At 69.4% G+C, this 24,094-nt stretch carries 20 protein-coding genes and 1 pseudogene; 4 read left to right on the forward strand and 17 right to left on the reverse strand.

The genetic code is table 11. The features are described from left to right. Positions 1 to 9: 9 nt before the first annotated feature. A complete protein-coding gene (locus tag TSB10GB4_RS08560) occupies positions 10 to 1,266 on the forward strand; it encodes a ribulose-bisphosphate carboxylase large subunit family protein (RefSeq protein ID WP_186395398.1) in 1,257 nt (418 codons plus the stop codon). After that, positions 1,266 to 2,579, forward strand: a complete 1,314-nt coding sequence (locus tag TSB10GB4_RS08565; RefSeq protein WP_186395399.1) for a four-carbon acid sugar kinase family protein — start codon at positions 1,266 to 1,268, stop codon at positions 2,577 to 2,579. The genes TSB10GB4_RS08560 and TSB10GB4_RS08565 overlap by 1 nt, the downstream gene beginning before the upstream one ends. 3 nt (positions 2,580 to 2,582) lie before the next feature. Here the strand turns inward: TSB10GB4_RS08565 and TSB10GB4_RS08570 are convergent, their stop codons facing one another. The 9 genes from TSB10GB4_RS08570 to TSB10GB4_RS08610 form a co-directional block, all read right to left on the reverse strand. Then, on the reverse strand, positions 2,583 to 3,668 hold the full coding sequence (locus TSB10GB4_RS08570) for a LacI family DNA-binding transcriptional regulator (RefSeq protein ID WP_186388615.1): 1,086 nt from the start codon (positions 3,666 to 3,668) through the stop codon (positions 2,583 to 2,585). 22 nt (positions 3,669 to 3,690) lie between these two features. Further along, entirely contained in the window at positions 3,691 to 4,713 is a 1,023-nt protein-coding gene (locus TSB10GB4_RS08575; RefSeq protein WP_186395400.1) for a succinylglutamate desuccinylase/aspartoacylase family protein, read from the reverse strand. Between the two features lie 25 nt (positions 4,714 to 4,738). Next, positions 4,739 to 5,083: a RidA family protein gene (locus TSB10GB4_RS08580; RefSeq protein ID WP_186388613.1), complete on the reverse strand. Its 345-nt coding sequence runs from the start codon at positions 5,081 to 5,083 to the stop codon at positions 4,739 to 4,741. 91 nt (positions 5,084 to 5,174) lie between these two features. After that, entirely contained in the window at positions 5,175 to 5,954 is a 780-nt protein-coding gene (locus TSB10GB4_RS08585) for a transporter substrate-binding domain-containing protein (RefSeq protein ID WP_186388612.1), read from the reverse strand. 34 nt (positions 5,955 to 5,988) lie between these two features. Continuing rightward, the gene (locus TSB10GB4_RS08590) at positions 5,989 to 6,720 is read right to left on the reverse strand and encodes an amino acid ABC transporter ATP-binding protein (protein ID WP_186395401.1); all 732 of its coding nucleotides are present in this window, start codon (positions 6,718 to 6,720) and stop codon (positions 5,989 to 5,991) included. Beyond that, entirely contained in the window at positions 6,707 to 7,357 is a 651-nt protein-coding gene (locus tag TSB10GB4_RS08595) for an amino acid ABC transporter permease (protein ID WP_186388610.1), read from the reverse strand. The genes TSB10GB4_RS08590 and TSB10GB4_RS08595 overlap by 14 nt, the downstream gene beginning before the upstream one ends. A gap of 11 nt (positions 7,358 to 7,368) precedes the next feature. Then, positions 7,369 to 8,037, reverse strand: a complete 669-nt coding sequence (locus TSB10GB4_RS08600) for an amino acid ABC transporter permease (protein WP_186388609.1) — start codon at positions 8,035 to 8,037, stop codon at positions 7,369 to 7,371. A 15-nt stretch (positions 8,038 to 8,052) separates the two neighbouring features. Beyond that, a complete protein-coding gene (locus TSB10GB4_RS08605; protein ID WP_186395402.1) occupies positions 8,053 to 9,303 on the reverse strand; it encodes an alanine racemase in 1,251 nt (416 codons plus the stop codon). A gap of 368 nt (positions 9,304 to 9,671) precedes the next feature. After that, positions 9,672 to 10,193, reverse strand: a complete 522-nt coding sequence (locus TSB10GB4_RS08610) for a helix-turn-helix domain-containing protein (protein WP_186395403.1) — start codon at positions 10,191 to 10,193, stop codon at positions 9,672 to 9,674. A gap of 87 nt (positions 10,194 to 10,280) precedes the next feature. On the opposite strand from TSB10GB4_RS08610, the pseudogene TSB10GB4_RS08615 reads away from it, so the two are divergent. After that, positions 10,281 to 10,930 (forward strand): annotated as a pseudogene (locus TSB10GB4_RS08615) (dihydrofolate reductase family protein). A gap of 28 nt (positions 10,931 to 10,958) precedes the next feature. Here TSB10GB4_RS08615 and TSB10GB4_RS08620 read toward each other — a convergent pair. From TSB10GB4_RS08620 to TSB10GB4_RS08645, 6 genes are all read right to left on the reverse strand, one after another. Continuing rightward, entirely contained in the window at positions 10,959 to 14,204 is a 3,246-nt protein-coding gene (locus TSB10GB4_RS08620; protein WP_186395404.1) for an error-prone DNA polymerase, read from the reverse strand. Continuing rightward, positions 14,201 to 15,775, reverse strand: a complete 1,575-nt coding sequence (locus tag TSB10GB4_RS08625) for a DNA polymerase Y family protein (RefSeq protein ID WP_186395405.1) — start codon at positions 15,773 to 15,775, stop codon at positions 14,201 to 14,203. The genes TSB10GB4_RS08620 and TSB10GB4_RS08625 overlap by 4 nt, the downstream gene beginning before the upstream one ends. Then, positions 15,681 to 16,478 carry an ImuA family protein gene (locus TSB10GB4_RS08630; protein WP_186395406.1) on the reverse strand — a complete coding sequence of 266 codons (798 nt, stop codon included), beginning with the start codon at positions 16,476 to 16,478 and terminating at the stop codon, positions 15,681 to 15,683. Before TSB10GB4_RS08630 ends, TSB10GB4_RS08625 begins: the two co-directional genes overlap by 95 nt. Then, a complete protein-coding gene (gene nth, locus TSB10GB4_RS08635; RefSeq protein ID WP_186395407.1) occupies positions 16,475 to 17,173 on the reverse strand; it encodes an endonuclease III in 699 nt (232 codons plus the stop codon). Before nth ends, TSB10GB4_RS08630 begins: the two co-directional genes overlap by 4 nt. Before the next feature lie 333 nt (positions 17,174 to 17,506). Next, a complete protein-coding gene (locus TSB10GB4_RS08640) occupies positions 17,507 to 19,102 on the reverse strand; it encodes an MBL fold metallo-hydrolase RNA specificity domain-containing protein (protein WP_186395408.1) in 1,596 nt (531 codons plus the stop codon). Positions 19,103 to 19,386: 284 nt separating this feature from the next. Further along, positions 19,387 to 20,355: a LysR family transcriptional regulator gene (locus TSB10GB4_RS08645; RefSeq protein ID WP_186395409.1), complete on the reverse strand. Its 969-nt coding sequence runs from the start codon at positions 20,353 to 20,355 to the stop codon at positions 19,387 to 19,389. A gap of 104 nt (positions 20,356 to 20,459) precedes the next feature. On the opposite strand from TSB10GB4_RS08645, the gene TSB10GB4_RS08650 reads away from it, so the two are divergent. Beyond that, positions 20,460 to 21,080 (forward strand): FMN-dependent NADH-azoreductase, encoded by a 621-nt coding sequence (locus tag TSB10GB4_RS08650; protein WP_186395410.1) that lies wholly within the window; start codon positions 20,460 to 20,462, stop codon positions 21,078 to 21,080. Between the two features lie 85 nt (positions 21,081 to 21,165). Here the strand turns inward: TSB10GB4_RS08650 and TSB10GB4_RS08655 are convergent, their stop codons facing one another. Together TSB10GB4_RS08655 and TSB10GB4_RS08660 are read right to left on the reverse strand one after the other, a co-directional pair. Further along, positions 21,166 to 22,554 (reverse strand): aspartate aminotransferase family protein, encoded by a 1,389-nt coding sequence (locus TSB10GB4_RS08655; protein WP_186395411.1) that lies wholly within the window; start codon positions 22,552 to 22,554, stop codon positions 21,166 to 21,168. Continuing rightward, a complete protein-coding gene (locus TSB10GB4_RS08660) occupies positions 22,484 to 24,091 on the reverse strand; it encodes a M81 family metallopeptidase (RefSeq protein WP_208984595.1) in 1,608 nt (535 codons plus the stop codon). Before TSB10GB4_RS08660 ends, TSB10GB4_RS08655 begins: the two co-directional genes overlap by 71 nt. Between the last annotated feature and the right edge of the window lie 3 nt (positions 24,092 to 24,094).

The following is a 24,094-nucleotide window of genomic DNA, read 5'->3' on the forward strand; positions in this document are numbered from 1 at the left end:
ACGCGGCAGATGGAACGGCTTTACGCACGCTACGAACTGGAGAGCCCGCTGCCGCTGGAGGATGCCGCGGCGGTGATTGCCGGCGAGCAGTCCTGCGGCACCTTCCTGCGTCTGCCGGGCGAGACCGACGAGCTGCGCGAGCGCTCCGGCGCGCGAATAGAGAGCATCATTGAGACGGGAAGCTCGTCGACCCCGGCCCTGCCCTGCCGGATCCGCTCGGACCGCTACCGGCGCGGCGAGATGGTGCTGTCCTGGCCGCTGGAGAATTTCGGCCCCTCGCTGACCAACGTTCTGGCGACGGTCGCCGGCAACCTGTTCGAGCTGGCGGAGGTCTCGGCGCTACGCCTTCTCGACATCACCTTCCCGCCGAGCTTTGCCGGCGCCTATCCGGGCCCGGCCTTCGGCGTTCAGGGCACGCGGCGTCTTGCCGGTGTTGAGGATCGGCCGATGATCGGCACGATCATCAAGCCGAGCGTCGGCCTTGCGCCCGACGAGACGGCGGCGATGGTCGAGCAACTGGTTGCCGGCGGCATCGACTTCATCAAGGACGACGAGCTGCAGGCCGACGGCCCGCATTGTCCGTTCGAAGCGCGCGTCGATGCGGTGATGCAGGTGGTCGAGGACCATGCGCAGCGCAACGGCCGCAAGGCGATGGTCGCCTTCAACATCACCGGCGAGATCGACGAGATGAAGCGGCGCGCCGATCATGTTGTGGCGCGCGGCGGCACCTGCATCATGGTCAGCCTGCATTCGATCGGGCTTGCCGGCCTTGGCGCCATTCGTCGCCATGCCAGCCTGCCGCTGCACTGCCACCGCAACGGCTGGGGCCTGTTCTCCCGCTCGCCCGACATCGGCATCTCATATGAAGCCTGGCAGAAGTTCTGGCGCATCGCCGGCGCCGACCACCTGCATGTCAACGGGCTGGCCAACAAGTTCTCCGAGAGCGATGCCTCCGTGATCGCCTCGGCGAGAGCCGTCGGCGCGCCGCTGTTCGGGAACGGGCTGCCGGGGTTCGAGGCGCTGCCGGTCTTCTCCTCCGGGCAGACGGCGGCCCAGGTCGCCGACACCCATGCGGCGGTCGGCTCGCCCGACTTCCTCTACTGCGCCGGCGGCGGCATCATGGGCCATCCGCATGGCATTGCCGGCGGTGTGGCGAGCCTGCGCCAGGCGGCGGATGCGGCGATGGCCGGCATCGACATCGACACCCACGCCCTGACCCATCCCGAGCTTGCCGCCGCCCTTTCCCTGTTCAAGGACAAGCGCTGATGGCCGGCGACCTGCTGCTCTCCTATTACGGCGACGACTTCACCGGCTCGACCGACGTGATGGAAGCGCTGACCTCCAACGGCATCGAGACGGTGCTGTTCACCCGCAAGCCGGACGATGCCCTGCTCGCGCGCTTCGCCGGCTGCCGCGCCATGGGCCTTGCCGGCACCAGCCGCAGCCGATCGCCCGACTGGATGGACGCGGAACTGCCGCAGGTGTTTGCCTGGCTGAAGTCGCTCGGCACACGCTTTTGCCATTACAAGGTGTGCTCGACCTTCGACAGCGCCCCTCATCGCGGCTCCATCGGCCGGGCGATGGAGATCGGCCTTGCCGCCTTCGGCCAGCACCGGCTGGCGCTCGTCGTCGGCGCGCCGCAATTGCGGCGCTACACGTTCTCCGGCCATCTCTTCGCCGCCTGGCGCGACACGCTGCACCGCATCGACCGGCACCCGGTGATGGCGAACCATCCGGCGACGCCGATGGGCGAAGCCGATCTGCTGCTGCATCTCGCCGCCCAGACGGCGCTTCCCTCCGCCCTGGTCGGCCCGACCGATCCGGCGCTGGGACAGGCGCCGCCGGACGAGGCCCGCATCGTCCTCCTTGATGTCTTCGACAAGGCCTCCCAGGTGGCCGCCGGCGCCTATCTCGAGGACGCCGGCCGGCAGAACGGCCCGCTGGTCTTCGGCTCGTCGGGCATCGAGTATGCCTTGCTCGAGGCATGGCGGCAGAGCGAGGCGGGGGTACGGCCTGCGCGGTTCGAGCCGCTGACGCGGCAGGAGCGGATGGCGATCGTCTCGGGCAGTTGCTCGCCGACGACCGAACGGCAGATCCGTACCGCGCTCGATGCCGGTTTTACCGGCATCGAGATCGACTATGCGGCGCTCGCCTCCGGTGAGGGTCGCGAGGCGGCGTTCGAGGCGGTGCTGGCCCGCGCTGAGGGCGTGCTCTCCTCCGGCGGCAGTCCGCTCGTCTATACCGCCCTCGGCCAGACCAGCGTGGTGGCGGCCGGTCACGACCAGGGAGGCGACGATGCGGTGGGCGAGGCGCTCGGCCGGCTGCTCGCCGCGCTGCTCGTGCGTCACGGGCTTGCCCGCGTGGCGGTGGCCGGCGGCGACACGTCGAGCCACGCGCTCGGCGCGCTCGACATTCACGCCCTGACCCTGCGCCATCCGATTCCCGACAGCCCCGGTTCGCCGGTCTGCAACGCCCATGGCGCCGACGGGGAGCCGGGTGTCGAGCTGATCCTCAAGGGCGGCCAGATCGGCAAGGACGACTATTTCGTACGCCTGCGCGACGGCACTCTGATCGGCTGAACCTCAGGTCGTCTCGCCGGGGATCAGCTCCAGATCGAGGCACAGGCTGGACGGCAGCCTCCCCTCGCTGCGCGGGTCCAGCCGGTCGACGATCATCTCGCCCGCATGGGTGCCCATGGCATGGCTGTCGAAGGAGATGGTCGACAGGCGCGGCGACAGCTCACCGGCCAGGTCGTTGTCGCCGAAGGTCAGCAGAGCGAGATCGTCGGGGATGCGCCGTCCCTGCTGGCGCGCCTCCAACAGCGTGCCGAGGCCGAGCAGGTCGTTGGCGCAGAAGATCGCATCGAAGCCACGCCCGCCCTCCACCAGGCTGCGGTAGGCCTGGCGCCCGTCAATGACACTGTCGACCTGTTCCACCCGGATCGTCTCGACGATCTCCGCCCCCAGCTCCGCCGCCCGCTCGGCAAAGCCGGAAAGGCGCAGGGCGCCGCGGCCGCCGCTGCGGCCCATGAAGGCAAGCCGCCGATAGCCGCGTTCGACCAGGTGGCTTGCCGCCAGCCGGCCGGCATCGGTGTTGGAGAAACCGACCAGCATGTCGAGCGGATCGGGCGGGTAGGCCCAGCTCTCGACGATCGGGATGTCGAGTTCGCGCAGCAGGCCGCGGTTTTCCTCCAGCTCGATAACACCGGTGAAGAAGACCGCGGCAGGCCGCAGCGAGCGCAGCGACTGGATGGCGCTGAGCTCGCGCGAATAGGAGTAGGAGGTCTGGCCGACCATCAACTGGTAGCCGTGCTGCTCCACCACCCGGGCGCAGGCGCGCACTGCCTGGCTGTATTGCTGGCTGAGCAGGTTGGACACGAAGGCCGCGACGATGCTGGAGCGGCCCGAGCGCAGGGCCGAGGCATGCGGATTGGACCAGTAGCCGGTCGCCTCCACCACCTGCAGGATGCGGTCGCGGGTCTTCGGCGAGACCATATCGGGCGTGCGCAGGGCGCGGGACACGGTGATCGGCGAGACGCCGGCCTGGCGGGCGACATCCTCGATGCGCGGCGGGCGGGCCGGGCGGGCGGCAGCCCCCTCCGGCCTGTCGGGTGCAAGGCGCAGCACGGCATCATGGGTGTGTGCCGTCAGATCGGTCGCTTTCGCCATGCTGCCCCGTTCTCCTGCGCCGTCAGGCCATTTCGTCCTCCCGCAGGGGACGCGCCGCCTGCATGAGACAATCGCCGGCCTGGCTGTCGCAATGCAACCGCCGCGACAGCACGATGCCCGCCCGAGCGAAGCGCAGCTCCTCCTCCGGCAGGTCGAGCCGTTCGAAATCGTGATACCAGCCGGCGAGATCGCCGGCCTCGACCCTGTCGCCCAGCGCCACCGCCGGCTCGAACCAGCCCCGCCGAACCGCATAGATCGCCTGTGCGTGGCTTTCAAGGGCCAGCACGGTCATTTCCTTGCGCGACAAGGGCTTACGGGACAGCAGGGGAGCATCGATGACGCCCAGCTCGATCAAGACGTTGTCGATGGCGCAGGCCGTCGCCTGCATGGACTCGGCCGTCACCGTGCCGCCGCCGCCGAACTCGCCGCTGAGGCCGATGGCCCCGGCCCGCGCGGCCGCCGCCATGGAAGTCGGTGCCGCCGCACCGTTCTCCGCGACGAAGCCGTAGGGGAGCCCGGTCGCCCGCATGAGCCGCAGGGCGGCGGCGAAGCGCTCCGGCGGGCCCTGGCGCTCGATCAGCGCGCAGTGCAGGTGCTCCATCGAAGTGCCGCCCGAATGCAGATCGAAGACCACGTCATGGACGGGGAACAGCTCGTGCTCGAGAAAATGCGCGATGCGGGCCGTCGGTGTGCCGAGCGGATCGCCGGGGAAGGCGCGGTTGAGATTGCCCTCGTCGAGCGGCGAGCGCCGCCGCGCCGCCATCACGGCGGGCGCATTGGCGAAAGGAATGATGGTGACCTCGCCGCGCATGCGCTCGGGCGCCAGCTCGCGCGCCAGCCGCGCCAGCAGGATCTCGCCTTCGTATTCGTCGCCGTGGTTGCCGGCCATCAGCAGGATGCGCGGTCCCTCGCCGTTGCGCAGGCGAACGACAGGGATCTTCGCCTGGAAGTAGGGCGAGCGGTCGATTGAGAACGGCACGGACAGGCGGGCAAGCCGCCGGCCCTGTGCCGTCAGGTCGAGATCGTGGAAAACGCCAGTGTGCATGGTCGCCCGGCCTGGGAGGGAAGGATCAGAGGGCGGCGATCGCGGTCATCTCGACGCGCAGGTCCGGATCGGCGAGGCGCGCCTCGTAGCAGGCCCGCGCCGGCGGGTTGGCCGGATCGATCCAGGCGTCGTAGACGGCGTTCATCGCGTCGAAGTCGATGATATGCGGCAGCAGGACGGTCACCGCGACGAGGCGCGAGCGGTCGCTGCCGGCCTCAGCCAAAAGCGCATCGATCTTGGCCAGGACCTCGCGGGTCTGCTCCTGAAGGCTGCCCTTGCGGTTGTCGGCCACCTGGCCGGCGATGTGGACATGGCCGCCCGAGACGACGGCCTGGGACATGCGCGGGCCGACCTGGAAACGCGTGATCATCGACTTTACTCCGTGACTGTCGAAATACTTGAACGCCCGGACGGACGAGACCACGCCACAGGGAACGCGATCCCGCCCGTCCGGGAGGAACTCACATGTTGGGAAGCGGCGTCGCTTCCTTGAACCACTTGACCTGCAGCGCCTCGAGCTTGCCGTTCATGCGGTTGAAGAACAGGTCCGTGTTCAGCCACTGCAGCAGGTTGTGCTCGCCGTGGCGGACGGCGGCATGGGCCGGCGACTGGCGGATCAGGAACTTCAGCTCCACGTCGGCAGAGCCGGAGGCGTTGAGCGCGATGGCGCTGTTCTCGGCGAAGTATTCGGTCTGGCCGGCGAAGAAGGCGGCGAGCGCGCTGGCCGCATCCTCGAAACGCACGAGATTGGCGCCCGTCGCGTTGTCAGTCAGCCAGACGTCGAGCGTGGTGCCGCGGGCAACGGCAATCGACTTGCCGGCAAGCTCTTCCGGGCTGGAATAGGCGGGCGTGCCGGCCTTGCCGTAGACGCCAAGCTGGACCGCGACATAGGGCGAGGTGAACATGACCTGCTGCGCGCGCTCAGGGGTGGCGCCAGCGGCCGCGACGAGCACGTCGATCTGGTCGGAGAGCAGGCTCGGCAGGCGGGCCGCGCCGGTCACCTCGACGATCTCCAGATTGACGCCGAGATCGGCGGCAACGAGGGCGGCGAGTTCCACGTCGAAGCCGGTGAGCTTGCCCTCGCCGTCGCGGAAGCCCCAGGGGGCGGAATCCGCAAGCACGCCGATGCGCACCTTGCCGGCATTGAGAATGTCTTGCAGCTTGTCGGCGAAGGCCGAGCCGGAGGTGAGCGAGACGGCAGCGATGGCTGCTGCCGCGAGAGCCGTCCTGAAGAAGTTCATGGGGGTTCCCCTTTCCTTTGGAAGAAGCCGGCCGTCAGCGGACCGAGCTTATGAAATTCGCCAACTCCGGCGTTGCGGGATTGGCGAAAAGATCGGCGGGCCGGCCTTCTTCATGGACCATGCCCGCATGCATGAAGACGAGCTTCGAGGCGACGTTGCGCGCGAAGTTCATCTCGTGGGTGACGAGGATCATCGTCATGCCCTGGGTGGCGAGGTCCTCCATGACCTTCAGCACTTCGCCGACCAATTCCGGGTCGAGCGCCGAGGTGACCTCGTCGAACAGCATCAGATTGGGCGACATGGCCAGGCACCGGGCGATCGCCACGCGCTGCTGCTGGCCGCCGGAAAGCTGGCCGGGATAGGCATCGATCTTCTCCTCCAGCCCGACCTGGGCGAGGACCTTGAGCGCCAGCTCGCGCGCCGCATCGCCCTTGGCGACCCTGCCGGTCAGCACCGGTGCTAGGGTGATGTTGCGCGCCACCGTCATATGCGGAAACAGGTTGAACTGCTGGAAGACGATGCCGACATGCTCGCGCAGCTTGCGCAGGTCGGTGGAGCGGGAATGGACGCGCTCGCCGGCGACGAGGATCTCGCCACCGTTGATCTGCTCCAGGCCGTTGATGCAGCGCAGCAGCGTCGACTTGCCGGAGCCGCTGCGGCCGATGATGGTGACGATCTCGCCCTTCTCGACGGCAAGATCGATGCCGCGCAGCACCTCGACCTCGCCGAAGGACTTGTGGACGTTGCGGATCTCAACGAGCGCCATTGAGCTTGTCCTCCAGGGAACGGGACCAGAGCGTGAGCGGGAAGCACAGGGCGAAATAGATCGCCGCCACGCAGGCATAGGAAAGAAGCGGCTGGAACGTCGCCGCGCTGGCGAGCTGCCCGGCACGGGCCAGCTCGACGAAGCCGACCACCGAGGCGAGCGACGTGTTCTTGATGAGCTGGACCAGGAAGCCGACCGTCGCCGGCAGCGCGATGCGGAACGCCTGCGGCGCGATCACATGGCGGAAGGTCTGCCAGCGGGTCAGGCCGAGACAGGCCGCCGCCTCGCCTTGTGCGACATGCACCGCCTGAATGCCGCCGCGCCAGATCTCGCCGAGAAAGGCGGCGGTGAAGATGGTGAAGGCCGCGCCGACCGAGACCAGCGCCGGAACCTTGATGCCGAGGAACACCGGCATGCCGAAATAGAAGAACATCAGCAGGCCGAGCACTGGCACGCCCTGCACGAGTTGCAGGATGCCGGTGGCGAGGAGCCGCGCGAGGCGGCTGCGCCCGGTGCACATGCGGGCGAGCAGCAGGGCCAGCGGCGCGCCGAAGGCCAGCGCCAGGACCACCAGCGTCGCCGTCCACTGCACGGCGGCCAGCATGGTGAGGACGTCGGAAATCGTGAAACCGCGCATCGTCCCGCCTCCTATCGACCGGTCGGCCAGCGGAAGGCGATCCGGCCGATGCCCGCGAAAGCCAGCCGGAATGCCAGGACCAGGGTGAAGTAGATCGCGCAGACGACCGCATAGACCTCGAAGCTGCGGAAGGTGCGGCTCTCGACAAAGGCGGCGGCATGGAACAGTTCCGGCGCCGAGACCTGCGAGGCCAGCGAGGTTCCGAGCAGCAGCAGCACGATCTGGCTGGTGATCGAGGGATAGATGTTGCGCAGGGCCGGCGGCAGGATCACATGGCGAAACACCTGCCAGCGGGTCAGCCCGAGGCATTGCCCGGCCTCGATCTGGCTGCGCGGGATCGAGGCGAGACCGCCGCGAATGATCTCCGACGCATAAGCGCCCATGTAGATGGAGAGCGCGGCGGCGGCGGCATAGACCGGTGGCAGCCGCAAGCCGGCATAGGGCAGCACGAAGAAGATCAGGAAGAGCTGGATCAGCGCCGGCGTGTTGCGGATCACCTCGACATAGCTGCGCACGAACAGCCGCAGCGCGGCGAAGCGGCTGCCGGCGGCAGCGGCGCCGGCAAGACCGATCGCCAGACCCGCCAGCGTCGCCACGAGGGTGAGCAGCAGGGTCAGCGACATGCCGTGCAGGAACTCGTCCTGATAGCGCCAGAGCTGGTTGAAATTGAGCTGGAGCATGTGCCTTCCGGCGTCCTAGCTGAAATGGGTGGGATAGGCGGCGGCGATCCGGCCATCGGTGCCGCGCCCGAGGATCACCCGCCAGCGGTCCAGGCAGGTGCAGGGATGGGAGATGCCGAAGGCGACGATGTCGCCGATGCCAAGATCGCTGCCTTCCGGCAACCGCAGGAAGGCGTGCTGGTCGTTGAGCTTCACCACCTTGCCCAGGGCATCGCGGCTTGCTGTTTGCACCCCCTCGCGCCAGGCCGCAAGCGGTACCGGCAGATCCTGGTCATAGGAGACGTCGCGCATGCCCATGCCGCAGATCGCGAGCCCCGGCTCGGGCCGCGACAGCACCTCGGCCCAGACGGTCAGCGCCGGACGGAAGGCGTCGAGCGCAGCGACGCCCGTCACCGCGGCAAAGCCGGCCCGCGCATCCATCGCGGCGAGCGAGCGCTCATAGACCCCGTGGTCGTGAAAGAAGATCGCGCCGCTGCGCAGCACCAGTTCGGTGTTGCCGTCCCGGCGCGCCAGCGGCTTGAGATCACCGACGACGAGATCAAAGAAGGAGGACCCGCCGGCGCTGAGGATCAGCGGACGGCCCGGCGCGGCAGCGCGCAGCAGGGCATGCACCTCGCCGACCAGCGCATCAAGCGCGGAAATCGCCCTCATCGTTTCCTGCGGATCGGCGGTTGCAGCAGCCCCCTCATAGGCGGCGACGCCGGCAAGCTCGACATGGGACAGGCGGGATGCGGCGTCGATCACGGCGCAGGCGGCGTCGAGGCTGCGCGCACCGGCACGGCCCGCCCCGACCTCCACCAACACCGGCACGGTGCGTCCGGCGGTGCGGCCGACATGATCGACCGCCTCCAGGCTCTCGGGCGCGTCAGCGAAGAAGACGAGCGTCGCGTCGGGAAAGCGCTGCAGGAGCGCGGCGAACCGTTCGGCCGAGCGAAGGCCGCCGATCTGGTTGGCGACGAGCAGGCGGCGGGCGCCACTCTCGAGGAACACGCGTGCCTGCTGCAGGTTGGCGACGGACAAGCCCCAGGCACCGCGATCCAGCAGGCGCTGCGACAGTTCGGGGGACATCGGCGTCTTGGCATGCGGGGCGATGGAGACGCCGGCCTTCTCCACATAGGCGAACATCGCCTCGACATTCGCGTCGAAGGCCGCCTCGTCCAGGGTCAGGACCGGCAGGGCGAGCTCTCCGCGCTCCGGCGACAGGCCGAGGTCCGGACCGCCGGCGCCTTGTGCAGCACTTGCCTTGAGGATCCCGTCTTCCCGCATCGTTCCGTCCCTCGCGCGGCTCCCGCCACGCCCTCCCGCCTGGATTTCGCTGCCGGGCCTCCGGTCGGCTGGCCTTTCACCACCCACCGGCGCACCGAACCGATCCGTTCCATCGGCCCGTTAATCACCGCATGACAACGTTGTCATTGCCACTAACATTCGAATGACAACGTTGTCAAGAACACCAAGAGCAGGAGATCCGGCTAAATGTTCGGCCCTCCGCCCGCAGCAGAAGGACGGCGGAAAGGACAGCCTTCCTGCAAGGCCTCGCGCCTCGCTATCGGCACAGCCGACATCTTGAGGGAATCGCAGCCAGAGGGCAGGAGGCCCCGGCGAGGCGCCCGAGGACAGCGCCCAGGGAGGATCTCCTATCCGGCAGGTGCCGACCGCGCCCGCACGGCCTCAAAGGCCCTGGTGAGTTCCGCGAGAACCGGCGAGACAATGGCTCCGCTGGCGCCGGCGACGGGGTCGTCCAGATGCAGGCGGCGCAGGTCATCCATGAAGGCGGTCCACATCGGCTCGCCGCCCTCTTCCAGAAGCTGCGCGCGGATCGACAAGTCCTCGCTGACCGGCAGGTGCCGGCGCCCCCAGGCGCCAAGCATCGCCAGCACCGGCACCAGTTGGATCGCCGGTTCGGCCAAGCTGTAGATCGCCTTCTGGCTGTGGCTCGGATCGTCCCGCCTCGTGACGAGGCCGAGCGCGACCAAACGCTTCAGCCGGGCCGCCAGGATGTTGGAGGCGATGCCTTCCTCCGAACGGGTCAGCAACTCGCGGAAATGCCGGCGGTTGCCGAACATCATGTCGCGGATGACGACGAGGCTCCAGCGATCCCCCAGCACTTCCATCGCCAGATTGATCGGGCATCCCGACCGGCGCTCGATGTCCTGCATGCCGCCTCCGTCAAAACCGGTTGCAATCTAGGAGCAGTCGTGACACAAGACAACTGCTTTCGGTTTGCAATCGGTTTGGAGGAACCCATGCCCAAGCTCCGCGTTCACTGCTTCAGCCTGTCGCTCGACGGCTTTGGCGCCGGCCCCGACCAGAGCGAGACGGAGCCGATGGGCGTCGGCACCGAGGCCCTGCGCGAGTGGGTGTTCGACACGCCAAGCTTCCGCCGCCGGGTGCTGGGCGAGAGCGGCGGCACCCCCGGCATCAACGAGGATTTCGTCGCCCGCAGCTTCGAGACGGTCGGCGCCTGGATCATCGGGCGGAACATGTTCGGCCCCGTGCGCGGTCCCTGGCCGGATGAGAGCTGGACCGGCTGGTGGGGCGACAGCCCGCCCTTTCACACCGAGGTCTTCGTGCTGACGCACCACCCGCGCCCCAGTTTCGAACTGGCCGGCGGCACCGTGTTCCACTTCGTCACCGACGGCATCCATGCGGCGCTGGAGCGCGCAAGGGCCGCGACCGCGACGTGCGGGTCGGCGGCGGCGTCTCGACCTTGCGCCAATATCTTGAGGCCGGCCTCGTCGACGAGATGCACCTTGCGGTCGTGCCCGCGGTGTTCGGCAAGGGCGAAAACCTGCTGCAGGGGCTGGACCTGCCGGCCTGCGGGCTCGGCAGCGTGACGGTTACCGCCGGCGAACACGGCATCGTGCATTACACGCTCCAGCGCTCCGCCACCTGAGCGGATCGGCGCGCGGAGGCGCCTTCCCTCAATGAAAGTTCCTCCCCTTCGGCAGGACGCGGGTGTCGCGCGGGTGCCGCCACAGGCTCGCCCCCGAAAGCTTCGGCCCCTCCTGCGGCGGCGGCTCCTTCGACAGCGCGGCCATCAGCTCCGGCGTGATGTCGGTGAGCTGCCGCGCCACCAGATGGATGACGCCGTCCTCCTTCTGGATCGCACCATCCACCAGGACGGCGCGCGCGCCCATGACGATCCGCCGGCTGCGCTCGAAGAGCCGGCTCCAGACGACGACATTGGCGATGCCCGTCTCGTCCTCCAGCGTCAGGAAGGTGACGTTCCTGGCGGTCTGCGGCCGCTGGCGCACCAGCACGAGACCGGCGACGCGGACGAACCGGCCATTACCCTGCGACGCGAGATCGGCCGCGCGCAAGCTGCGGCAGGCATCAAGGCGGGCGCGCAGGAAGGCGAAGGGATGCGCCTTCAGCGACAGGTGCAGGCTAGAGTAGTCTTCCACCACATGCTCGCCGGGGCGCATGCGCGGCAGCTCCACCTGCTCTTCCCGCGCGGCAAGCAAGGCCAGTCCCTGCCGCCCGCCGAACAGCGGCAGGTCGTCCTGGCGGCCCGCGCGCCCGAGCCGGCCGGCCAGTCCCTTGATCTCCCACAAGGCCTGGCGCCGGTCGAGGCCGAGCGAGCGGAAGGCATCGGCATTGGCCAGCGCCACCTGCGCCCGGCTGTCGAGACCGGCCCGGCCATGCAGGTCGGCGAGATCCGCAAAGCCCATGCCGCGGGCGGCCGCCAGCGCCTCTCCCGCTTCCTCGCCCAACCCGTCGACCTGACGCAGGCCGAGCCGCAGGGCGAAGGCATTGCCGCCCTCGCCCGTCTGCGCTCCGGGTCGCTCCGCCGCCTCCAGCGTGTGGTCCCAGTCGCTGTGGTTGACATCGACCGGCAGCACGCGGCCGCCATGGGCACGCAGGTCCCGCACGATGGAGGCGGAGGAATAAAAACCCATCGGCTGCGAGTTGAGCAGAGCGCAGGCGAAAACCTCCGGATAGTGGCACTTGAGCCATGAGGAGGCATAGGCGAGCAGGGCGAAGCTTGCCGAATGGCTTTCGGGAAAGCCGTAATCGCTGAAGCCCTTGATCTGCTCGAAGCAGCGGGCGGCGAAGTCGGGCTGATAGCCCTTCGCGATCATGCCGGCGACGAATTTCTCGCGGAACTGCTCGATCGTGCCGATGTTGCGGAAGGAGGCCATCGCCCGGCGCAGCCGGTCCGCCTCGTCCGGCGAAAAGCCGGCCCCGACAATGGCGATCTTCATCGCCTGTTCCTGGAACAGCGGCACGCCCAGGGTCTTCTTCAGCACCGCCGCAAGCTCGGGCGAGGGATAGTCGACCTGCTCCAGCCCCTTGCGCCGGCGCAGATAGGGATTGACCATGTCGCCCTGGATCGGTCCGGGGCGGACGATGGCAATCTGGATGACGAGATCGTAGAAGTTTTCAGGTCTAAGGCGCGGCAGCATCGACATCTGCGCCCGGCTCTCGATCTGGAAGACGCCGACCGTGTCGGCCCGCTGGATCATCGCATAGGTCGCCGGATCGTCGCGCGGCACGCTCGCCAGCCCCATGTCGCGGCCGTAATGGCCGCGCAGCAGGTCGAAGCTCTTGCGCAGGCAGGTCAGCATGCCGAGCGCCAGCACATCGACCTTGAGGATGCCGAGCGCGTCGAGGTCGTCCTTGTCCCATTCCACCACGGTGCGGTCCTCCATCGCCGCATTGGCGATCGGGACCACCTCGTCGAGGCGCTCGCGGGTGATGACGAAACCGCCGACATGCTGCGACAGGTGGCGGGGAAAGTCGATCAACTGGCGGACGAGGCGGATCGTCTGCGTCAGGCGGGGATCGCGGGCATCGAGCCCGGCCTGGCGGATCTCGCCTTCCGCCGGCGCGCTGCCCGACCAGCCCCAGATCAGGCCGGACATGGCGCCGACCACGTCGGTCGACAGACCCATCGCCTTGCCGACGTCATTGACAGCGCTGCGGGCGCGGTAGCGGATCACCGTCGCGGCAAGGCCGGCGCGTTCGCGGCCATAGCGCCGATAGATGTACTGGATCACCTCCTCGCGCCGCTCATGCTCGAAATCGACGTCGATATCCGGCGGCTCGCCCCGCGCCGCCGAGACGAAGCGCTCGAACAACAGGTCGATCTCGGTCGGATTGACCGAGGTGATGCCGAGACAGTAGCAGACGACGGAATTGGCCGAGGAGCCGCGCCCCTGGCAGAGGATCGGCGGATCCTGGCTGCGGGCGAAGCGGACAATGTCCTGCACCGTGAGGAAATAGGAGGCGAAGCCGAGTTCGCCGATCAGCCGCAGTTCGCGCGCGATGTTCGCCTGCACATCCGGTGGGATGCCTTGCGGAAACCGGTTTTCGGCCCCCAGCCAGGTCAGCCGCTCCAGCTCCTGCTGCGGCGTCGCGCTCTCGCCGGCCGGCTCGTCCGGATAATGCGGTGACAGCTCGTCGAGGCTGAACCGGCAGCGCTCGGCGATCTCCAGGCTGCGCTCCAGCGCCCGCTCATGGCCGGACAGCAGCCGCGCCATTTCCCGCGGCGGCTTCAGGTGTCGCTCCGCATTCGGCTCCAGCAGAAAGCCGGCCGCGTCGATGGTCACATGCGCGCGGATGCAGGTGAGCACATCCTGCAAGGGGCGGCGCTCGGGCGCATGATAGAGCACGTCGTTGGTGGCAACCAGCGGCGTGCGGCAGACCCCGGCAAGCTCCGCCAGACGGTCGAAACGGGCCCTGTCGTCGCTGCGATGGGCGGGCGACAGGGCCAGCGAGACGGATCCGGCATAGCCCTGCCCCAACTCGGCAAGGCGCGCGGCGAAGGCGGCGTCAAGGCTGCGCGGCGGGATGACGATGAGCTGCTGCCCCTCCCTGAGCCCGCCGAGATCGGCGAAATCGAGATGGCACTCGCCCTTCGGCGCGCGCCGGTTGCCGAGGGTGAGCAGCCGGCTCAGCCCGCCATAGGCCTCCCGGTCCTGCGGATGGACGACCAGCTCGAACCCGTCGCGCAGCACCAGCCGCGCGCCGACGATCAGGCGAATGGGATGCTCGCGCGCGGCCACATGCGCCCGCACGACGCCGGCCAGCGTGTTGCGGTCGGCGATGCCGATGGCGGCGAGCCCCAGCCGGGCCGCCGTTTCCACCAGCTCCGCCGCATGCGAGGCGCCGCGCAGAAAGCTGAAATTGCTGGTCGCCACCAGCTCCGCGAAGGTCGCGCTCATGCGAACAGCCCATGGACGAACCAGCGCACCGTGTCGCCGGGCCGGTCGTAGAGCCCTTCGCGGAACAGCCAGAAGCGCCGGCCGTCCGTGTCCTCGACACGGTAATAGTCGCGGGTCAGGCGATTGGCCTCGCCGCCCACCCACCATTCCGGCGCGATCCGCTCCGGCCCTTCCGCCCGCACGATGCGGTGCGCGGTGCGCCGCCACTCGAAGCGCGCCGGCGGCTTGTCCGGCATCTCCACCAGCACCTCCACCGGCTCGGGCCGGGCGAACAGCAGCGGCGGGCGGGCAAGCGCGGCACCGCCATGCAGGGCCCGGCCATGCGCCGCCCAGTCGTGGCGCACCGCCTGAGCAAGCGCCGAGACCGGATGGCAGGCGCGCTCCGGCACATGACTTTCGCGCGGTACGAAACGAGAGACGCGCTCCGCTCCGAAGCGGTTGACCAGCCGGTCGAGCAGCCGGTCGAGATCGCCCGGCGGGGGGACGATACGCTCGCGCCCCGACAGCGCCGTCTGCACCGCCTCGGCCCGCTCCACCTCGAAGGCGGAGAGCACGGCTGCCTCAAAACCGAAGCCGGCATGATCGCGCAGCCGGTCGAGCCGCTCGCCGAGCAGGCGCAGCAGATGCGCTGCATCGTTGCTCGGCCGGGTGATGCGCAGCTCCAGCGCCTCGCGCCAGCCGTCGACGCGATAGAACGCCAGCTCCAGCCGCCGCGCCGCCTTGCCGAGGCCCTGCAGCATCGCGGCAAGCTCGCCGACAAGCCGCGCCGCCACCTCGCCGATGGCCTCCAGCGTCGATATCGGCTCGGCGAAATTGCGGGCGATGCGGTGGACGGGCGCGGCCTCGACGGGGTCGAAGCGCTCGCCCTCGCGCCCCAGCGCCTGATCGAGCCGCAGCACCAGCAGCGGGCCGAAGCGGCTGGCGAGCGGCGCCCGTGGTTTGCCGGCTAATAGTTCGATCCGGTCGAGGCCGAGCCGGGCCAGGGCACGCGCCGTCTCCACCTCGATGCGCAGGGCGGCGACGGGAAGCGGCGCCAGTCGCTCGCCCGTCTCGCCGGGGGCGGCTCGCGTCATCTCCGTCTCGCCATAGCGGGCGAGCGCCCAAGCGGCCCCGAGCGTCGGCGCCAGCGCAAGCCGGGCGGTGAGGCCGAAACCATGCAGCCGGTCGGCAAGATCCGCCATCAGCGCCTCTTCGCCGCCGAACAGATGGGCGCAGCCGGCAATGTCGATGGTCACCCCGTCCGGCGCGTCGATGCGAGTGAGCGGGCTGTAGCGCTGGCACCACAGGGCAAGCCGGCGCAGGCCTTGCGCATCGCCGTCCGGATCGGCAGGTGCGACAGCGAGGGCGGGATGGATCGCCCGCGCATCGGCCAGCGGCATGCCCGGCGCAAGGCCGAGCGCGGCGGCGGGCGCATTGACCGCGCTGACCCTTGCCCCGTTCTGTTCCAGCACGGAGAGCACGAGAGGTCCGGCCTCGTCAGGCGGCAGTCGGCCGCCGCGAGAGCCGGCCGGCCCGGCGGAGCGGCGCTCGGTCGGCCAGCGGGGCAGCCAGACGGAAAGACAGCGTGTCATGGTTCCACTCGAGATCCCAGGCGTCCAGAAGACCCTTGCGCGATTTCACCAGCCGGGCCTGCCAGCGCGGCGGGCCGAGCCCCGGCACCGCCTGGCCGGCATGGGGCACGGGCCGGCTTGCCGCAGCGGCAATCGACCAGCGGGTCGAGGCGGCCGTTGCCATGTCGAAGACAGGCGCCGCCCCCAGCAGCAGCACCGTCGCCCCGTGGCGGGCGGCGCGCATCGCCAGGCGGCGGCTCGCGGTGAAGTCGTAGAGCCGGTCGCCTTCGGGCAGCAGGCCGACGACGACGGCGAGCGAGGGGTGGTCCAGCGCCTCCTCCAGGCTCCACAGGAGATCGGCGGTCTTCTTCACCTCGACCTGGATCAGCCGGTCCGGATCGATCCCGAAGGCGGCAAGGCCGACCGGATAGAGCCGGCCCTCGCGCCAGCCCCGCGTCGACGGCAGCCCCCACAGGAGCGGGCCGGGACGGCGCGCCAGCAGCCGCGCGGCAAGGCCCAGGGCAAACCCGGTCGCCGCGCCGATATCGGCCGGCGTCGCCGGCTGCAGCTCGTGCAGCGCGCCGCTCGCCAGCCCGCCGGGCAGTTCGGCCTCCTCCGCTCCCAAACCGACCAGCGGCCAGGCCGGAGCCTCGTCCAGCCCGCCCGCCAGCCCGCCCGCTGCCATGCGGGCGCGCAGCGCCGTCAGCGTCTCCCTGTCCTTCATGCCCGCCCCTCCGGCACCGACCGGCAGAGACGGCACAACGGGCAGTCCGCGCAGACCGGCCGGCGGTGACGGCAATGACTGCGGCCCAGCCCCTGCATCAGAAAATGGTGGGTTTCCGTATCATCGGCGGTCCAGGCTGCAGGTAGCTGCCGATTGAGCAGCCGCGTGGCGCGGGCAATGTCGGCGCGCGCCGGCACGAGACCCAGCCGGCCGGCGACCCGGTTGTGGGCCGTGTCGACCATCAGCGCCCGGCGGCGCAGCGTGCTGAGGCCGAGCACCGCCATGCTGGTCTTGGGACCGACCCCGGTCAGGCTCTCCAGCCAGACCCGGCCCTCCTCCACCGGCCAGCCGGCAAGGAACTCCAGGTCGAGCCGCCCGCGCCGGGCTGCGATCTCGCGCAGGGCGGCCGGGATCTGCCGCGCCTTGCGCTCGGCGAAGGTCACCCCGGCGATCATGCCCTCCAGATCGCTCGCCGCCGTTTCCGCCAACCGCTCCCAGGCACCCATCCGGCGGGCCAGCGCTGCAAAGACCTCCATGGCAACCGCGTCCCGTGTCCGGCCACTCAGCATCGCGAAGACGAGCTGGCTCACCGGGTCGAGCCGGTAGCACTCCGGCACCGGACCGAACCGGGCAAGCAGCAGTCCGTGAACCCGCGCAAGGCGGGTGTCGGCAACGAGCGGCAACGTGTATTGCATGCCCGAATGAAAGAACAAAATGAGAACAAACGCAACAGGAGTCTGCGGGCCGCCGGCAGCTTTCAGCCACGGCGTTGATTCAGAAAGCTGAATCCTTCGACGGCATCGACGCCCTCTCTTGCAGGCGCCGTGCAACGATCCGGCCGCTGACGCGTTGCCCTTCCGACACGATGGAGGGACACATGCTCAAGTTCATCGGCGGAACCGTCGGTTTCATCTTTCTCGTCGGCCTGGTGGTGGTGATCGGCATCCTGATGCTGATCTTCTGACCGGAGGCGGGACGACAGCCGGACAGGTGTGACGCGCGAGCGGTCGACAGGGCCGGGCGATACCCTATTGCGCCGCCTCTTCGGACAGCGCACGGCGCAGCCGGCGGATCACCACGTTGCGGCTCTTCTCGTCGGGCTCGGTGGCGAGCTGGTCGCTGATGTCGAGCAGCAGGCGGGTGACGTCATTGTGCCAGTCGAGATGAGCCACCTCCTCGCGCGGCAGCCGCGGCGGCGCCGTGCCGGCAAGGCGAACCGCGCCGGTCGGCGTCAGCTCGAAGGTCTCGTCGAGACCGGGCTTGAGAACGTGCTCCGCCTCGACGAGGCCGGGCAGGCGGGCGGCCAGCCCGTCGATCGCCTCGGGCTCGCCATGGACCAGGAAAATGTCGTTGGCAAGCGGCAGGCGTTCGGCGATCCAGCTCACCAGTTCCGGGCCGTCGGCATGGCCGGAATAGAGGTCGATGGAGCGGATTCTGGCGCGAACGCTGAATTCCTCGCCCTGGATACGGACAGAAGGCGCGCCGTCCTGGAGGATGCGGCCGAGCGTGCCAGTCGCCTGGTAGCCGACCAAGAGGACCGTCGCTTCGTCGCGCCAGAGCCAGTTTTTCAGCCGGTGGCGGATGCGGCCGGCCTCGCACATGCCGCTGGCGGCGATGACGATGTGGAAGCCGCGGACGCGGTCGAGCGCCTTGCTCTGCTCGACCGTCTCGGTCATGTGCAGGTTGCGGGCGGCAAGGCCCTTGAGCAGAACCTCGCCGCCTTCCAGCTCGCGGGCGTGGCGGGCGAAGACGCGGGTCGCGGCGGCGGCGAGCGGCGAATCGACATAGATCGGGATCTGCGGCAGGGCGCCCTCGGCCATCAGCCGGGCAAGGTCGCTGATCAGCTCCTGGGCCCGCTCGACCGCGAAGGAGGGGATCAGGAGGACGCCGTCCGGATGCATCGCCGCCTTCACCTCGGCGCGCAACTGGCCGCGCCGGTGGGCGGGGGTAGCGTCCTCCCGGTCGGTGTCGCCATAGGTGCTCTCGCAGACGAGATAGTCGATGCCGCTCGGGCCTTCCGGCTCTGGATGCATCAGCTTGTAGTCGGGGCCGATATCGCCGGAAAACAGCAGTTTCATTGGCGGTTCGGCGATCTCCAGCTCGACCGAGGCGGAGCCGAGCAGATGGCCGGCGTTCCAGAACCGAGCGCGCAGGCCGGGCAGGACCTGGAACCAGTGGCCATAGGCAAAGGGGTGGAAAAGCGCCAGCGTCGCCTGCGCGTCCGCGCCGGTATAGATCGGCTCGACGGCATCGCGGCGCGACCGCCGGCGGTTGCGGCGGTTGAGCTGCTCGACCTCGATCTCCTGGATGTGGGCGCTGTCGGGAAGCATGACGCTGCACAGTTCGAAGGTGGCGCCGGTGGCGAAAATCGGCCCGGAATAGCCGTCCCGAACGAGCTTCGGCAGCAGGCCGGAATGGTCGATATGGGCGTGGCTGAGAATGACCGCGTCGACGTCGCCAACGGAAAACGGGAAGGGCCGGTAGTTCAGTTCCTTCTCGGTCTTGGAGCCCTGGAACAGGCCGCAATCGAGCAGCAGCGTGCCGCCCGCCGTTTCCAGCCGGTAGCACGACCCGGTGACGCTGCCCGCCGCCCCGTGAAATGTCAGCCTGGGTACAAGGGTCATCGCAGCCTCCTTCGCGCGACCGCGGCAGGCGGCGCAAATCGCAACAAGACCGGCAGGTTAGCACGAAATTGCCGCCGGCAAGGAGCATGACGACGGGCGGGGACAAACGGCGACAAGACCGCCGCCGGACGCTTGGAAAATTTCGAGACGGATTTTGCAAAATTCCGTCTCAATATCGGCGAATTTCGAGACGGCGTTCTCAAAACCGGCAAAATGGGCCGTCGACGGCGAAAAACGGCGGCCGATGGCCGCACGGAGTCGGTTATCCCCGCCCGGCGCGCGCCTTATCCCCTCGCGCCGGCCTTGCCGGCCGGGCGGCGGGCGGCCTCCTCCTGCGCCATCTGGCGGACGCAGCGATCCCAGGCCGGGGTGCCGCCGAAATGGCGCAGCAGGGCCTCGGTCAGCGCCCTGACCTTGCCGGGAGCATGGGGGCCAGGCGGGCGAACGACATACATGCCGAATTCGGGGGTCGGGTGGTCGAGCAGCAGGGGCACCAGGGCGCCGGTGTCGAGCGTGTCGCCGAGCAGGAAGGACGGGAGCTGGGCGATGCCGAGGCCGGCGACCGCCCAGGCGACCAGCGTCTCGCCGCTGTCGCTGCGCAGCCGGCCGCGCGGGCGCACCGAGACGACCCCCTCGCCGCGCGTGAAGACCCAGTCGGGCGAGCGGCTGCCGGTATAGATCAGGCAGTCATGGTCGCCGGCAAGGTCTTCCGGCCGGGTCGGCCGGCCCTTGCGGGCGAGATAGGCGGGGCTGGCGACGACGAGGGAGCGGATCGGCGCGATGCGGCGGGCGACATGGCTGGAATCTTCCAGCTTGCCGATGCGGATCGCCGCGTCGATCCGCTCGCCGATCAGATCGACCAGCCGGTCGGTGAGCGAGACGTCGAGCTCCAGACGCGGATGGGCGGCGGCAAGCTCGGCCAGCACCGGCGCCAGATGGTGGATGCCGAAGGAGAGCGGCGCGGAGATGCGCAGCCGGCCGACCACCTCGCCGCCATGGACGGCGACCGCGTCGAGCGCCTCGTCATAGTCGGCAAGCAGCCGCTCGGCCCGCGCCTTGAACTCCAGCCCGGCATCGGTGGCGGTGACGCCGCGCGTCGTGCGGTTGAGCAGGCGGGCGCCGAGATGCTCCTCGATGCGGGCGATTCGCCGGCTGACGATGGACTTGGAGACGCCGAGGCGGGCGGCGGCACGGCTGAAGCCGCCGCTGTCGGCGATCTCGACGAAATAGCGCATGTCTTCCAGTTCGATCATCCGGCGTTCCTGCTGGCGCAACAGTGTGGTGCGGATTTCGGCAATTCTGATGCCGGGCAAGGGCGACTACCTCTGCGATACCACATTATCGAAAGGATCAGGGCATGCCCTCGACTTTGAAGGTTCTCGCCGTCACCAGCAGCGCGCTGGGCGATGCGTCCGCTTCCAACAAGCTGGTGAACGACACGATCGCCCAGCTCACCGCCCGCAACCCCGGCCTGCAGCTCGTCAGCCGCGACCTCGGCAACGGCCAGGTGCCGCATCTCGACCTCGACGGCGCCACCGCCATTCGCGGCGGCGAGCCGGCGAACGCGGCGCAGGCCGCCGCCCAGAAGCTTTCCGACGAGCTGATCGCCGAGGTCAAGGCCGCCGACGTGCTGGTGATCGGCGCGCCGATGTACAATTTCGGCATTCCCTCGACTCTGAAGGCGTGGTTCGACTACGTGCTGCGCGCCGGCGTGACGTTCCGCTACACCGAGGCCGGGCCGGAAGGCCTGATGACCGGCAAGCGCGCCATCGTTGTTGCGACCCGCGGCGGCCTCTACAGCGAAGGCCCGGCCAAGGCGATGGATTCGCAGGAGCCGCATCTGCGGACCATGCTGAGCTTCATCGGCATCACCGACATCACCTTCGTCTACGCCGAGAAGCTGGCCTTCGGCCCGGAAGCGCGCGAAGCCTCGATCGACGAGGCCAAGGGCAAGCTGGAAGAGTTGGTCGCGGCCTGACGCAAAGCCCGCGCGACGAAACGCAAAACCCGCCGGGACGACCGTCCCGGCGGGTTTTTCATGTGGAGTTTGCCAATCAGGCGCCTCAGCCGAGCGCCTCGTCGATGCTGCGGCGCAGGATCGCCACGAGGTCGTCGACCTCGGCATGGGAGATCACCAGCGGCGGCGAGAAGACCAGGCAATCGCGCACCGCGCGGGTGGCAAGGCCATTGGCGAAACAGGCATTGCGCACCGGCGTCGACATGGACCCGACCGGCTGGACCTCCGACCGGCCGGCCTTGTCGCGGGTCAGCTCCACCGCCGCCATCAGGCCGACGCCGCGCACCTCGCCGACCAGCGGATGGTCGAGCAGGGTGGCGAGCTGCTGCTGGAAATAGGGGCCGATATCGGCGCCGACCCGCTCGACGATGCCTTCCCGGCGCAGGATCGCAAGGTTCTCGCGGGCAACGGCGGCGGCGACCGGGTGGCCGGAATAGGTGTAGCCGTGCGGGAAGCGGCCCGGCGTGTCGAACACCACCTCGGCGACCCGGTCATGGACGATGCTGGCCGAGATCGGCTGGTAGCCGGAGGACAGGCCCTTGGCGACCGTCATGATGTCCGGGGCGATGCCGAAGGTCTGGCTGCCGAACCACTCGCCCGTGCGCCCGAAGCCGCAGATCACTTCGTCGGCGATCAGCAGGATGCCGTATTTGCGGCAGATCCGCTGGACTTCCGGCCAGTAGCTGGAGGGCGGCACGAGGACGCCGCCGGCGCCCTGCACCGGCTCGCCGATGAAGGCTGCAACGCGCTCCGGCCCGACGGCGAGGATCGTCTCCTCCACCCCTCGCGCGGCCTTCAGGCCGAACTCTTCCGGGCTCATGTCGCCGCCCTCGCCCCACCAGTTGGGGGCCGGCGCATGATGGATGTCGGGGATCGGGATGCCGGGGATATCGTGCATGCTGGCAAGGCCGGTGAGGCTTGCCGCCGCGATGGTGCTGCCGTGATAGGCGAGCTTTCGCGAGACGATGACGGTGCGCTGCGGCTCGCCGCGCTTCTGCCAGTAGCTGCGGACGATGCGGATGTTGGTGTCGTTCGCCTCCGACCCGGAGGCGGCGAAGAAGACGCGGTTGAGCCCCTCGGGCGCGAGTTCGGCCAGCTCCTCGGCGAGCAGGGTGGTGACCGGCATCGTCGTCTTGAAGAAGGTGTTGTAATAGGGCAGCTCGCGCATCTGCCGCGCCGCCGCCTCCGCCAGTTCCGTCCGGCCATAGCCGATATTGACGCACCACAGCCCGCCCATGCCGTCGAGCAGGCGGTCGCCGTCGCTGTCGGTCAGGTAGCAGCCCTTGGCCGAGACGATGACCCGCGCGCCGCCCTCGCCGGCCAGTTCGCCATGGTCGGTGAAGGGATGCAGGTGATGGGCAAGGTCAGCGGCCTTGAGCGTGGCCGTCGACGGGGAGGGATCGTTCCTCAGGTCCGGATTGGGTGTCGAAGACATGGATAGCGTCCAGGTTGGAGAAGTGCTCGACGGGATCGAGCGGCCAGAGCGGCCGTCTGATCCGACTATAGGGGATCTGCGACAGGCGCATGGTGGCGATGCCGCCGGCATCGACCAGCAGAATGTCGCGGGCAATCGGCCCGAAGGCGGCGCGCAGATGGTTGCGGCTCTTCAGGCCGATGACGGAGAGCGAGGCGGGCTCGATGCCGAGCGCGCGGAACAGGTTGAGATCGGTGACGGAGAGCGCCCGGCTGGCGACGACGATACGAAGGCCCGCCGCCTCCAGCAAGGCCATCGGCCCCATGTCGACGGAGAGCCCGCGCAGCACCGGACCTTCGCAGCGGAAGGTGCCGGGATGCAGCCGCAGGACGCGGGCCCTGAGCGCCAGCGGCGGGGTGATCTCCGGCGCAAGGCGGCCGCCGAGCACAAGGTCGAGCATGGCGCCCTCCCCCGCCTCGCCGGCAAGGGCGACGGCGGCGGGATCGCAGATCGTCGCGAAGGCGGCGTTGTCCAGCCCCGCCTCCAGCATGGCGCGCAGCAGGTTGGGCGAATCGCCATAGGCCCCGCCCGCCGGATTGTCGGCGAAATCGGCCAGCACCAGCGGCCGGGGGTCGTCGCCCGGCGCGCGCGCGGCGGCGATCGCGGTCTCGATGTCGGCAAAGTCGAGTTGCGTTTCCGTGCGGCTGTCCCAGAGCCTTTCGCCGAGGTCGAGCGCCAGCGCGCGCGGGTCGATCGCAGCGTCCGCCATCACCGACACCATCGCGGCCGGCCCGACATCGGGCACATCGGCCCAGGGAAAGCCGATGGTGAGCCCGGCCGAGACGACGCCCGGCCGCGCGGCAAGGGCGGCGGCATGGGCAAGCAGCGCGTTCATCGGCCCCGGCGGGCCGGTGCGGCCATGGTCGGCGGCATCGATCATCGGCGGACGGGCGAGCACGGCGCGGGTGAGCCGGCCGTCCCCGCCCCTGTCCGCCCCGCCCCTGTCCGCCTCCTGCATCAGCCGCGCCAGCGCGCCGGCGGCCTCCACCGCGCAGTCGACATGATCGACATGGGGATAGGTGCGATAGGGGAAGACGGCATCGGCGGCGGCGACCATGCGGGGCGAGACATTGGCGTGCATATCGAGCGTCGCGACGATGGGCACCCGCTCGCCGTGGCGGGCGCGCAGGGCGGCGAGCAGATCGCCCTCCGGATCGAGGCAGTCTTCACTGACCATCGCCCCGTGCAGGGCGAGCAGCACCCCGTCGAAGCTCCCCCTTGCCGACAGCATCGCTTGCCTGAGGGTGGCCCAGTCGGCGGCGGCGAGCGGACCGGAGGGACCGCAGGCGGCGGCGACCGGCAGCACGATCTCCCAGCCATGGGCGGCGGCGGCCGCCAGGAAGCCGCCGACTTCCGTGCCGGTGCCGGCGAGCCGGGCGCGGGCCTCCTCCTCGCCGAAGACGAGATAGCGGCCGGCGAAATCGGCGAGCCGGGTCGGCACCACGTTGAACGTGTTGGTCTCGTGCAGGATCGCACCGACGAGGACGCGCTTTGCCATGGC

It is taken from the genome of Stappia sp. TSB10GB4 (genome assembly GCF_900185745.1).
GTDB lineage: Bacteria > Pseudomonadota > Alphaproteobacteria > Rhizobiales > Stappiaceae > Stappia.